12 protein-coding genes are annotated in these 12,928 nt (G+C 53.7%); 4 read left to right on the top strand and 8 right to left on the bottom strand.

Annotated elements, in window-relative coordinates:
• Positions 1-230 precede the first annotated feature (230 nt).
• Complete coding sequence (gene aguB, locus HOY33_RS12050) at positions 231-1,115, top strand: N-carbamoylputrescine amidase (protein WP_172290461.1); 885 nt, start codon at positions 231-233, stop codon at positions 1,113-1,115.
• Positions 1,116-1,118: 3 nt separating this feature from the next.
• Positions 1,119-2,213 (top strand): agmatine deiminase, encoded by a 1,095-nt coding sequence (gene aguA, locus HOY33_RS12045; RefSeq protein WP_172290460.1) that lies wholly within the window; start codon positions 1,119-1,121, stop codon positions 2,211-2,213.
• A gap of 259 nt (positions 2,214-2,472) precedes the next feature.
• On the opposite strand, the gene tpiA is transcribed toward aguA, so the two are convergent.
• Complete coding sequence (gene tpiA / locus HOY33_RS12040) at positions 2,473-3,240, bottom strand: triose-phosphate isomerase (RefSeq protein ID WP_172290459.1); 768 nt, start codon at positions 3,238-3,240, stop codon at positions 2,473-2,475.
• A gap of 127 nt (positions 3,241-3,367) precedes the next feature.
• On the bottom strand, positions 3,368-3,964 hold the full coding sequence (locus tag HOY33_RS12035) for a DUF1454 family protein (protein ID WP_172290458.1): 597 nt from the start codon (positions 3,962-3,964) through the stop codon (positions 3,368-3,370).
• A gap of 176 nt (positions 3,965-4,140) precedes the next feature.
• On the opposite strand from HOY33_RS12035, the gene HOY33_RS12030 reads away from it, so the two are divergent.
• Entirely contained in the window at positions 4,141-4,563 is a 423-nt protein-coding gene (locus HOY33_RS12030; RefSeq protein ID WP_172290457.1) for a DUF805 domain-containing protein, read from the top strand.
• Between the two features lie 7 nt (positions 4,564-4,570).
• Here HOY33_RS12030 and fpr read toward each other — a convergent pair whose 3' ends face one another.
• From fpr to HOY33_RS12000, 6 genes are all read right to left on the bottom strand, one after another.
• Positions 4,571-5,317 carry a ferredoxin--NADP(+) reductase gene (gene fpr, locus HOY33_RS12025; RefSeq protein WP_172290456.1) on the bottom strand — a complete coding sequence of 249 codons (747 nt, stop codon included), beginning with the start codon at positions 5,315-5,317 and terminating at the stop codon, positions 4,571-4,573.
• A 161-nt stretch (positions 5,318-5,478) separates the two neighbouring features.
• The gene (gene glpX, locus HOY33_RS12020; protein WP_172290455.1) at positions 5,479-6,489 is read right to left on the bottom strand and encodes a class II fructose-bisphosphatase; all 1,011 of its coding nucleotides are present in this window, start codon (positions 6,487-6,489) and stop codon (positions 5,479-5,481) included.
• 177 nt (positions 6,490-6,666) lie between these two features.
• Positions 6,667-7,962, bottom strand: coding sequence for an MFS transporter (locus tag HOY33_RS12015; RefSeq protein ID WP_172290454.1), 1,296 nt, complete (start codon positions 7,960-7,962; stop codon positions 6,667-6,669).
• Between the two features lie 408 nt (positions 7,963-8,370).
• The gene (locus tag HOY33_RS12010) at positions 8,371-9,363 is read right to left on the bottom strand and encodes a LacI family DNA-binding transcriptional regulator (protein WP_172290453.1); all 993 of its coding nucleotides are present in this window, start codon (positions 9,361-9,363) and stop codon (positions 8,371-8,373) included.
• Between the two features lie 378 nt (positions 9,364-9,741).
• A complete protein-coding gene (glpK, locus tag HOY33_RS12005; RefSeq protein ID WP_172290452.1) occupies positions 9,742-11,253 on the bottom strand; it encodes a glycerol kinase GlpK in 1,512 nt (503 codons plus the stop codon).
• A 54-nt stretch (positions 11,254-11,307) separates the two neighbouring features.
• Positions 11,308-12,147 carry an MIP/aquaporin family protein gene (locus HOY33_RS12000; RefSeq protein WP_172290451.1) on the bottom strand — a complete coding sequence of 280 codons (840 nt, stop codon included), beginning with the start codon at positions 12,145-12,147 and terminating at the stop codon, positions 11,308-11,310.
• A gap of 528 nt (positions 12,148-12,675) precedes the next feature.
• On the opposite strand from HOY33_RS12000, the gene zapB reads away from it, so the two are divergent.
• The gene (gene zapB / locus HOY33_RS11995) at positions 12,676-12,915 is read left to right on the top strand and encodes a septal ring assembly protein ZapB (protein WP_172290450.1); all 240 of its coding nucleotides are present in this window, start codon (positions 12,676-12,678) and stop codon (positions 12,913-12,915) included.
• Positions 12,916-12,928 lie beyond the last annotated feature (13 nt).

Raw genomic sequence — 12,928 nt, 5'->3', positions numbered from 1 at the left:
TCTGGAACTGAAGGTTCATTGAGATAGCACGCAAACGCCCTTAACTGGCATAATGCGCGTGTCATTTCGGTGAATCGCTGACTAGGTGTTTCCGTCCGCGCATTAGAAGGCTTGTTGACCTAAACTCGTTATGGTCGCGCCCGTTGGGTGCAACTGCGTGATAGTGCTAACTGCTGATATCCGCCTGGTAAAAGACGGCGGGTATAAATAGCTATTATTGAGGTTTTCGCATGACAAAAGTTACCGTTGCCGCCACACAAATGGCGTGTTCCTGGGATTTGCCGAGGAATATTGAGAATGCCGAAAAGCTGGTGCGGCAAGCCCATGCCAAAGGGGCTCAGGTGATCCTGATTCAGGAGCTGTTCGCCGCGCCCTATTTCTGTATCGACCAGAGCCCGGAACACTATGCTCTGGCGCAGGAACTGGAAACCAGCCCGCTGATCAAACATTTCTCCGCGCTGGCGGCCGAGCTGGAAGTGGTTCTGCCGCTGAGCTTTTTCGAACGCGCCAATAATGCTTACTACAACTCGCTGGTGGTGATCGACGCCGACGGTTCGGTGCTCGATCTGTACCGTAAAACCCATATTCCCAATGGGCCGGCGTATCAGGAGAAGCAGTTCTTCATCCCGGGCGATAGCGGTTTTAAAGTCTGGCAGACGCGCTATGCGAAAATCGGCGTCGGCATCTGCTGGGATCAATGGTTCCCGGAAACCGCGCGTTGCCTGGCGTTGCAGGGCGCCGAGCTGATTTTCTACCCAACCGCCATCGGCTCGGAACCGGCGTATCCGGATATCGACAGCCAACCGCACTGGACTCGCGTTCAGCAGGGTCACGCCGCCGCCAATCTGGTGCCGGTGATTGCCTCCAACCGGATTGGCACCGAAGCCAGTAAATACATCGACGGCCTGGAAATGACGTTTTACGGCTCCTCTTTCATCGCCGATCAAACCGGCGCGCTAGTGGAACAAGCCAACAAAACCGATGAAACCGTACTGGTGCATACCTTTGATTTAGACGCCATTGCCGCGCAGCGCGCGTCATGGGGACTGTTTCGCGATCGTCGCCCGGACATGTACGGCGCCATCGCCAGTTCCGACGGCAAGACGCGGAGATAATTGATGTCACAATTGACCACGCCGTATCAGGACGGTTTTGTCATGCCGGCCGAATGGGCGTCACAGGATGCCGTGTGGATGCTGTGGCCTTATCGCCGGGATAACTGGCGGGATGATGCTCTGCCGGCGCAGAAAACCTTTGCGCAGGTAGCAGAAACCATTGCGCGGAAAACGCCGGTGATCATGGGCGTGCCTGCCCGTTATAGGGATGACGCCAAACGTATCATGCCCGCTAACGTCACGCTGGTTGAAATGGAAAGCGACGACGCCTGGATGCGCGATACCGGCCCGACGATGGTGCTGAATCAGGCCGGAGAACGGCGGGGCATCGACTGGCGGTTCAACGCCTGGGGCGGTGAACTCGGCGGTCTGTATGAAGACTGGCGCCAGGATGAAAAGGTTGCCGCGCAGGTGCTGGCTTATCATCAAGACGCGCGTTATGAAGCCCCTCTGATTCTGGAGGGCGGCTCGATTCATACCGACGGCGAAGGGACATTGCTGACCACGGCGGAGTGTCTGTTGAATCCCAACCGCAACCCGCAGCTGAGTAAGGCGCAGATCGAACAACTGATGCGTGATTATCTCGGCGTCTCGACGATTATCTGGCTGGAGGAGGGGGTTTATAACGACGAAACCGACGGCCACATCGACAATATGTGTTGCTTTGTGCGGCCGGGCGAAGTGGCGCTGCACTGGACGGATGACGAAAACGATCCGCAATATGCGCGTTCACAGGCTGCCTGGCAGGTGCTTTCCGCCGTTAAGGATGCCCAGGGCCGCCAACTGAAAATCTGGAAACTGCCGGCGCCGGGGCCGTTGTATACGACTCCGGAAGAAGCGCGGGGCGTGGATATCGGCAATGCGGTTGAACGTCTTGCCGGCGCGCGTCTGGCCGGTTCCTATGTCAACTTCCTGATCAGCAACCAGCAAATTATCTTCCCGCTGCTGGATGCGCGTACCGATGGTATTGCCCGCGACCTGTTACAGCAAATGTTCCCGGACTATACGATAAGCGGGGTGCCGGCCCGTGAAATCCTGCTGGGCGGCGGCAACATTCACTGCATTACCCAGCAAATTCCCGCAATCCGCGGGGAATAATAATATTGATGGCGATAAAAAAGCTCCCTGCTGTTGCAGGGAGCCTTGAGTTTGCTGACAAAGTCTGGTGAGCGGCGATAATGGATGGATCGTAAAGACGCTGCAAGTACGTCCCTGTAAGCTCGAACCGCGCCATCCCTGGCGCGGACGCTTTACTCTTCCATTCCATTATCACCGTTCGATAAAGGGTGATAGGTTTGTCAACGGTCTGAAGGCTCCCTACTGTTGCAGGGAGCTTTTTACGCTTTAGGGGATAGGGTTAACCGCGTTTGGCTTCCGCCGCGGCTTTCACGATCACCGCGAAAGCGTCCGCTTTCAGCGATGCGCCGCCAACCAGCGCGCCATCGATATCCGGCTGGGTAAACAGCTCCGCCGCGTTGGACGCGTTAACGGAACCGCCGTACTGAATAATAACTTGTTCAGCAACCGCCTTATCCTGTTTAGCGATGTGATCGCGGATGAATTTGTGAACCGCCTGAGCCTGAGCCGGCGTGGCGGACTTGCCGGTGCCGATAGCCCAGATAGGTTCGTAGGCGATCACCGCGTTTTCAAACGCTTTGGCGCCCAGCGTATTCAGCACCGCGTCCAGTTGACGGGCGCAGACGGCTTCAGTCTGACCGGCTTCATTTTCAGCTTCGCTTTCACCGATACACAGAACGGGGATCAAACCGGTTTCCTTCAGGACGCCGAATTTTTTAGCAATGAACTCATCGCTTTCTTTGTGATAAGTACGGCGTTCCGAGTGACCGATGATAATGTATTTCGCACCGATATCTTTCAGCATGGCGGCAGAGGTCTCACCGGTAAAGGCGCCGGAAAGATTCACGTCTACGTTTTGCGCGCCCAGCGCGATACGGCTACCGGCCAGTTGGTGATTGGCCTGATCCAGATAGATTGCCGGTGGGGCGATGGCGACGCCGCAGCCGTCAACCGCGCTCAATTCATGACGCAGGCCGGCAATCAGTTCAATGACCATGTCGGTACTACCGTTCAGTTTCCAGTTACCCATAACTAATGGATGTCGCATTTTTTTTCCTCCAGGCGGAATAGCGAATGAATCAAAATTTTACTGCCGGACGGCAGTTTGAACTAGCAACAGTATAAAGACGAAATGTTGCCGTGGCTCGGTTTTTCGTCATTAATTCCTCTGTCGATCACGGTTCGGATAGCGTTAGCTTAATCGGTTCAACAGCAAAAGTTAGCCCCTTTTCTTGGTTGTCCGCCACGACATAGCGCAAAGCGCCTTCCGTTTGCTGGTAAAAACGCTGCCCTTTACCTTCCGCCAGCAGTTCGTTGATTTTTTTGATGCTCTGTTCTTCCGTCAGCGAAGGCACAAAAGCCCGCGACAGCGCCGCCATATAATGAACGGCCTGCGTTCGCCGGGCTTCTGTTTCCGTATCCTCCGGCTGCGGCAGCCAGGTGATTTGCAGCGTTTTGATTTTACCCGTCCCTCTCTCCAATGCGGTTGACGCATACAGGCGATCGTTGATTTTACTGGCGGCACGGGTCAGCAGCGTGGAGTGGTGGCCGGTATCGACCACCCGAAACTCGCCAATCGGCAGCGTCGGGTTACTCAGGTTATAACGCGTGCGAAACTGCACAATCGTCTGGTCGAAAGTCGGCGCGCCCACCAACAGATAAGGCGCGGCAACCGGCGTTTTCGGCGGAAAAATCGGATCAGACCATGCGCCGGGAGGAGACAGCGCCAGTGCGGGCAGGATAAACAGGGAGACGAGGCTTTTTCTTATCATGGATACATTTTATCAGGTGAATTTTAAATTGGGCCAACAGTGGCGGTAACGACGATACGTCAGATTAAAGCGGTATTCGTGAGCGCTTGTCAAAATTCACATAAAGATTGCTGGCGTTGCGCCCTGTTAGGGTAAACTCGGCGAAGCTTAAATGGCAATTCAGGGTTCTGTATTTAATGACGCTACAACAATGGTGTTTCTCATTTAAAGGCCGGATTGGCCGCCGTGATTTCTGGATTTGGCTTGGCGTCTGGCTGGCGCTGTTGATGGTGCTGTTTACGTTGGCCGGACAGAACTGGCTGGATACGCAATCCACCGCGTTCGCTATCGTGGCGTTGCTGTGGCCAACGTCGGCGATAGTGGTAAAACGCCTGCACGATCGTAATAAAAGCGGCTGGTGGGCGCTATTGTTGATAGTGGCATGGATCCTGGCCGCCGGTAACTGGTCGATGCTGCCATCTATCTGGCAGTGGGGCATCGGCCGTTTTATTCCCACGTTAATTTGCGTGATGGTGTTTCTCGACTGCGGCGTTTTTGCCGGCACCGCCGGCGACAATCGTTTTGGGCCGCAAGCGGAACCGTTAAGATTCCGCCGCTGAAGAGTCATTACCAGTAGTGTTCGCTGGTGATATGGCCGGGCCGGCGACGCAGATGTTTGGTCATTTGCCGTTCTTCTTTCAATATTTGCTGGGTATCGCGCACCATTTGCGGATTACCGCACAGCATGACGTGACCGGTCTGCGCATCCATGGATAAACCCACGGCGGATTCAAGCGTGCCGTTGGCGATCAGGGCAGGGATGCGGCCGGTCAACGAACCGGTTTCTTCCTCGCGGCTGACTACCGTTTGAATATGCAGTTGACCGTTGTAGCGCTGTTGCAACTGCTGCATCAGCGGCAGATAGCTTAAGTCACGGGCAAAGCGGGCGGCATGAACCAGCACAATGTTTTTAAAGCGCGCCAGATCTTTGCCTTCCTGCAAAATGGAAAGAAAAGGGCCAATGGCGGTGCCGGTTGCCAGCATCCACAGGGTTTCGCACGGCGGGATCTCATCCAGCACAAAAAAGCCCGCGGCCTCTTTGGTTATCATGATGTCGGCCCCGGGTTGCAGTGCGTGTAAACGAGGGCTTAATTTCCCTTCAGGGACGTTAACCAGATAGAACTCAAGATTATGGTCGCTGGGCGCGTTGACATAGGAATAGGCGCGCTGAACGCGCTCGCCCTCTACATCCAGCGCCAGTTTGGCATACTGCCCGGCAGTGAAGGGCGCGGTGGGGGCATGAACCCGGATACTGAACAGGCTCTCTGTCCAATTTTCCACCTGAATAACCTTGCCTGTCACCCATTCAGCCATCGTTCTGTGCTCCTGTCTCTATGGCGGTACTGTGAATTACAGCGTCTGACGATATCTACGTCGCGTCAGCGCGGCCAGTAATTGGCCGCCACTAAGATACGCTATTTATTAACAACTGTGAAACAATTCAGCCGGTTGATGCGGAGGCGTTCACCATCGCCTTAAAGCAGAAAATCATGCAACGCCTGATCTTTACGATCGAGATAATGCGTGGATTGGATACGGCGGATGGTGCGTGATTTACCGCGGATCAGCAGCGTTTCGGTGGTGGCGATATTGCCTTTGCGCGAGATGCCTTCCAACAGATCGCCCTTGGTGATGCCGGTGGCGGAGAAGACCACGTTGTCATTGCGCGCCATATCGCTGAGTTGCAACACTTTTCCGGCTTCAATCCCCATTTGTTGGCAGCGCGCCAGCTCGTCGATACCGATACGGCGGTTCTCTTCGCTGTCGCCTTTAACCTGATGGCGAGGCAACAGGCGGCCCTGCATGTCGCCGTCGAGCGCTCTAATCACCGCTGCGGAGATAACGCCTTCCGGCGCGCCGCCAATGCCGTACAGCACATCGACTTCGCTGTCCGGCATGCAGGTCAGAATGGAGGCGGCAACGTCCCCGTCCGGGATGGCGAAGACTTTTACCCCTAACTGCTGCATCTCGGCGATTATCGCGTCATGACGTGGTTTGGCCAGCGTGATGACCGTTAACCGGCTGAGCGGTTTATTCATTTTTCGGGCTACATTGCGCAGGTTGTCCGCCAGCGGAAGCGCCAAATCAATCACGCCTTTGGCTTCAGGGCCGACAATCAGTTTTTCCATATACATGTCGGGCGCATGCAGAAAAGCCCCTTTTTCGCCAACGGCCAGCACCGCCAGCGCATTAGCCTGCCCCATGGCGGTCATGCGCGTGCCTTCAATCGGATCGACGGCGATATCTACCGTATCGCCCTGACCGGTGCCGACCTGCTCGCCGATAAATAGCATCGGCGCTTCATCAATTTCGCCTTCGCCAATGACAATCCGACCATTGATATTGACCTGATTGAGCATAATACGCATTGCCTGTACCGCCGCATTGTCGGCGGCGTTTTTGTCGCCGCGGCCTAACCATTTATAGCCTGCCAGCGCGGCCGCTTCAGTGACGCGTGAGAATTCGATGGCTAATTCACGTTTCATGGATACCTGTCTGTTGTTAATCGGGGAAGGGAGTTGGTGGGCGAAGATTTTATCACACCCGATGGCGGGAAGCGTAAAATGACAAGCAGCGGACAGATCCGGGCGGCCGCGCGGCTATCTGCCGTGCGGGCGAACCAGGCGTTGTCCGTGCCGCCGGAACGGCACGGATAGCGGCGATTAACGTTGGGTAAGGCTTTCCTTTGTAACGGGCATCGCGGGATTTTCCTGAGCGGGCGCACGAACTTTGGTCATGATCACCACCGAAAGCAAGAGCGCGACGGCCATAAAACTGTATGACATGCTCGGATTGCCGGTAATGCCATTCAGATAACCCACCAGCCAGGCGCCCAGGAAAGCGCCCAGTGCGCCGAAACTATTAATCAATCCGATGGATACGCCAGAGACGTTTTTCGGCAGCAATTCGGGAATCAGGGCAAAGAACGGGCCGTAAGGGGCATACATACAGGCTGCGGCGATAACCAGCAACGCATAGGAAAGCCAGAAATGGTGATTGCCTATTGAGTAGGAGGTAAAGAAAGCCGCGGAGGCAATCAGCAACAACGGCCAGATGTACAATTTGCGGTTCTGCATTTTATCCGACAGCCACGAAACGGTCAGCATCGTGACAATGGCGGCAAAATAAGGCAGCGCCGACAGCCAGCCAACTGAAACGATATCCATCGACGCGGCGGATTTGATAATCGATGGCATCCACATCATGAAACCATAAACACCAATACTCCATAAAGCGTGTACGGCGCAGAGCATAATGACATTGCGTGAACGCAGCGCTTCGCCATAGTTACGCACGGGTTTGATATTTTTCTGCTCGCTGTCCATCACCGCCTGTAAATCGGCTTTTTCCTGTGCGCTCAACCATGACACGTCGGCGGGTTTATCCCGTACCAGAATCCACCAGCAGAAGGCCCAGATAATAGCCGGCGCGCCTTCAATGATGAACATTTCGCGCCAGCCGTAGGCGTTGATCAGGTATCCTGAGACAATTGACATCCACAGAACCGTAACCGGATTTCCCAAAATCAGGAAGGTATTGGCGCGAGAACGTTCGGCTTTGGTAAACCAGGTACTGATATAAATCAGCATCGCCGGCATAACCGCGGCTTCCACCACGCCGAGGATAAAACGGATCACCATCAGCATCGGAATATTACTGACCAGACCGGTAGCGGCCGCGCAAACTCCCCATAAGATCAGACTGAAGAAAATTAATTTCCGCACGCTTCGCTTTACCGCATATATTGCCCCCGGCACCTGAAAGAAAAAATAGCCCAGGAAAAAAAGCGCGCCAATTAAAGAGGACGTTCCTTTTGTAATGCCTAAATCGACTTCAATGCCGGAAGCCGCCGCAAATCCATAATTAGCCCGATCGAGATAGGCCAGACTATAGGTAATAAATATGATGGGCATTAAATACCACCAACGTCGGACCGCCAATTTTTTAATTGTCATCATGGTTACCTGTTTAATTTAAAATAATATTTTCAAATATGCGTTGCATTTCAGATAAAAAAAGAACGGCGGATTTTTAAAATTAAAATCCACATGTTATCCTCTGATTTTATTTTCAGAAATAATGTTCTTTTTTAATTAAGGTAGTAAATAACCGCTACCCTGATGTGCTGTTAATGATCTCTTTTATTCGTCAAAAAATAACGCAATACTCTGTTGTTGACCGATGCAAATATGAGACCTGTTTTTCGGTTTCAGGTTTGTGATTCGGATCACTGTAAATAATGTTAAAAAAAGATGTTACCGGTAACGTGATCGGCGCTGCAATTATTCTTACAGCGCGTCGCCATCAGACAGAAAAAATCATGGAAAGGGGGAGCGGCCACCGCCGGCGATTGCTTTGCAGTCGGTTCAGAGCGTTCCGCCAAGAGAAAGCCGATAATGGAGATCGACGTACTCTATGGTGGGGAGTTTATTGATTTTTTTAATTAAAATGTCCGTCGCCACTTTACCCATTTCAAAGCGCGGGGTGACGACGCTGGCAATGGCCGGCGTTGTGGCCTGGCCGATGTCCAGACCATGAAAACCGGATATCGCCATCTGTGCCGGAACCGCAATAGACAGGCGCAGGCATTCCTGTAACACGCCAACGGCAATATCATCATTGGTACAGAAAATCGCGTCCACCTGTGGATACATCTGGCGCACCAGCGCCAGCATGCCGGAGCCGATCGACACCGAGGAAACCTTATTCGGGGTGATTTGCATCGGGGACAGACCCGCATCCTGCATCGCCTGGCTATAACCCTGATAGCGCTTGCGGTCGCGAATATCCGACATGGAGCCGAAGTAAACGATATGACGTTTCCCGCTGGCTAAAAGCGCGCCGGTCATATCATACGCCGCTTGATAGTTGTTAAATCCCACCACAATGCGACCGGCAAGCGGTTCCAGATCCATAACCTGAGCAACCGGAATTTCCGCCGAATCCAAAAATTTGTTGGCGCGCAGCGTATGTTCAGAGTCGGTCAGAATCAAACCGGAAATTTGACACGATAACAGGCTGATAATCTGCTCTTCTTCACGGTTTTTGTCGTAGTCATAGTTCACGACTAACGTTTGATAACCATTGGCCGACGTTACCGATTCGATCCCTGCCAGCAGATCGGAAAATATTTGGTTATTAAAGGAAGGAACCAGTATGCCAAGACGGGGCGCAAGGACGGGCGGCTTACTTTCTTTCTGATTCTCGTCGCTGTAATTGACCTCGACCATCACCTGGGCAATGCGTTTGGCGGTTTCAGGCGCAACTTTATCCGGCGTGCGAAGGTAACGGCTAACCGTCATCTTGGTGACGCCGGACAATTGTGCGATGTCCTGTAACGTGACGCGTTGATTTTTCATGCAGGGAGCGACCTGAAGGAATAGCGTAACAATAAAGTGGGATTATGCACCGTAGAGCGATGAAATGTGAAGCCTGTTACCGACAGGCGACGAAAGTAACATTCTTGGTGAAATGACAGTTGGTTTTTTCAATACGCCATTGTATGGCGGTTTATGTTATCGGTACGATTTTTGCGGATTGCATGGCTTTTGTTGCATGAATTATTTCCGGCGACGAATTGCCTCCGTATCGGCATGAGTGCGATCAAGAAAGCGGTAACAGCTTGCTGTAACATCCCGAACGACGCTCGTCGTTGCGATCTTCTCTCCGGTCGGTTGGGTTTCTAAGGCCCTGCTCCACCGAGGTAAAATGGGCGCGCCAGGCGCGCCCGCAAATGATTATTCGTCGTGTTCTTCCCAGTTACGGGCGCGCGCGACGGCTTTTTTCCAGCCGCTGTAGCGGTAGTTACGTTCGACCGTTTCTATACCGGGGCGGAACTCACGCTCAATCGTGGCTTTGCTTTTCACCTCATCGAGATCGTTCCAGAAGCCGGTTGCCAGACCCGCCAGGAACGCAGCGCCCAGCGCGGTGACTTCCCGGATTTCCGGGCGCTCAACGCGCGTGCCGAGAATATCGGACTGGAATTGCATCAGGAAGTTGTTGGCGACGGCGCCGCCGTCTACACGCAGGGCTTTCAGATGGGTATTAGCATCGGCCTGCATGGCATCCAGTACGTCACGGGTTTGGTAAGCGATCGATTCCAGCGTTGCGCGGATAATGTGATTCGCATTGACGCCGCGGGTCAGGCCGAAGATAGCGCCGCGGGCATAGGGATCCCAGTAGGGCGCGCCCAGTCCGGTAAAGGCGGGAACGACATAAACGCCGTTGGTGTCTTTGACTTTGGTGGCGAAATATTCCGAATCCATCGACTCGCCAATCAGCTTCAGTTCATCACGCAGCCACTGAATGGAGGCGCCGCCGACGAAAACGGAACCTTCCAGGGCATAGTTGACCTCGCCGCGCGGCCCGCAGGCGATGGTGGTTAACAGTCCGTGTTTCGACAGCACGGCGTCGGTGCCGGTATTCATCAACAGGAAGCAACCGGTGCCGTAAGTGTTTTTCGCCATGCCCGGGTGAACGCAAAGCTGTCCGTACAGCGCCGCCTGCTGGTCGCCCGCGATACCGGCAATCGGAATACGCGTGCCGCCTTTACCGCCGATATTGGTTTGCCCGTAAACTTCGGAAGAGCTACGCACCTCGGGCAGCATGGCACGTGGAATATCCAGCGCCTGCAACATACGCTCATCCCATTCCAGGGTGTGGATGTTGAACAGCATGGTACGGGATGCGTTGGTATAATCCGTTACGTGAACGCGTCCCTGCGTCATTTTCCAAATCAGCCAGGTGTCGACCGTACCGAACAACAATTCGCCGCGCTGAGCGCGTTCACGCGAGCCTTCCACGTGATCCAGAATCCATTTCACTTTGGTGCCGGAAAAGTACGGGTCGACGACCAGTCCGGTGGTATTGCGGACGTATTCTTCCAGCCCGTCCTTCTTCAGTTTTTCGCAGATCTCCGCCGTCCGGCGACACTGCCAGACAATGGCGTTGTAGATGGGTTTACCGGTCTCTTTTTCCCATACGATGGCGGTTTCGCGCTGGTTGGTGATACCGATGCCGGCAACTTCATCCGCATTGATGCCTGCCTTGGCCAGCACCTCCACCAGGGTGGAGCTTTGCGAAGCCCAAATTTCCATCGGATCGTGCTCTACCCAGCCGGCTTTCGGATAAATTTGGCTGAACTCACGCTGTGAGACGCTGACGATATTGGCATCGTGATCCAGTACCACGGCACGGGAGCTGGTCGTACCCTGATCGATAGCGACGATATATTTTTTTTCCGGGTTCATAAATCAAATCCTGTAATGGTTAACCGTAAAAGGAGGATCGCTGTAACGCTAAATTTAGCGGGTTTCCGTATGTGTCATCGTTTCGCTGTCGGTCTGACACACATCGCATGGCAGATGACGGCCAATCAAAGCGCGATAGCCGAACGCGCCGAGGCAGGCGCCGACCAGCGGACCAAAAATCGGCACCAGGAAGTAAGGGATATCGCGTCCACCGGTAAAGGCGACCTCTCCCCAGCCCGCCAGGAAGGCGAACAATTTCGGGCCGAAGTCACGCGCCGGGTTCAACGCAAACCCGGTGAGCGGCCCCATGGAGGCGCCGATGACCGCGATTAAAATACCGATCAACAAGGGAGCCAGCGGCCCGCGCGGAATACCGTTGCCATCGTCGGTCAGCGCCAGAATCAGACACATCAAGATGGCGGTAATCACGGTTTCAACCAAAAACGCCTGCCCGACGGAAATGTGGGGATTGGGGTAAGTCGAGAATATACCTGCAAGGTTCAGGCTTTCCGTGCTGCCGCGCACCATGTTATGCGTCTGCTCAAAATCGACGAACAGGTTGTGATACAGGCCGTAGACCAGCGCCGCGGCGCAGAAGGCGCCGGCGATCTGCGACAGAATATAGGGCACGACTTTCCGGCGATCGAAACAGGCAAACAGCCAAAGGGCGATGGTGACGGCCGGGTTGAGGTGAGCGCCGGAAATCGCGGCGGTCAGGTAGATAGCCATCGCCACCCCAAGACCCCAGATGATGCTGATTTCCCATTGCCCGAAGCTGGCCCCTGTCAATACCAAGGCGGCGACGCAGCCGACGCCGAAGAAAATCAGCAGACCGGTGCCCAAAAATTCGGCGATACACTGGCCTTTGAGGGTAGAACTTTTTAGTTGACTCATAATTATTTTCCTACTGGCTAGAGTACAGAGTAGTGGGTTTACAGGGGGACATTGAATACAGCGCTCCCTGCTTTGATGTATTTATAGTGTGAATTTATCGTTAATGTTCGAAAACGAGAAATATCGAAATTAAAATGTGTGTTGTTCGTCAAGAAAATGAGCGTATTCGCTTAGTTCGCTAGCCTTTTATGGTTGGTAACGCATGTCTCATGTTAAGCGCCAGGTTAAATTTCTTAACATAAGCAATCAGGCGGCAAGCGGTTAAGGTTCTTTTTCAGTTTGTGCTGATAGTGGTGGTAAATAAAAGGTGTCACACTCTCGGTTGTGTGGGATGTCTGCTAGACAGGGATACATTGGCTACATACAATTCTGTTATGGTCAACCTGTTGTCAGGTCCACCATCGGATTACGTCCAGGGGCGTATTAAACAGGCAACCGCGTCAGGCGTGTCGTCGTGTAGCGACCGCGCGGACGCTGTGGGTCAGCGTTAACTGAATTTATGCCTTGCGATTAAAAGGGGTTTGAAGAATGTCATTTGAAGTATTTGAAAAGCTGGAAGCGAAAGTTCAGCAAGCGATTGATACGATTACGCTGTTACAAATGGAAATTGAAGAGCTGAAAGAGAAGAACAACGCCTTGTCGCAGGACGTGCAGGCTGCCGCCAGTTCCCGTGAAGCGCTGGTGCGCGAGAACGAGCAGTTGAAAGAAGAACAGACGGTATGGCAGGAGCGCCTGCGGGCCCTGTTAGGGAAAATGGAAGAAGTCTGACGCTTTCAGAAAA

Source organism: Brenneria sp. hezel4-2-4, assembly GCF_013155275.1.
Taxonomy (GTDB): domain Bacteria; phylum Pseudomonadota; class Gammaproteobacteria; order Enterobacterales; family Enterobacteriaceae; genus Brenneria.
The sequence above is the reverse complement of the archived record's forward strand: the minus strand, read 5'-3'. Positions and strand labels throughout refer to the sequence as shown.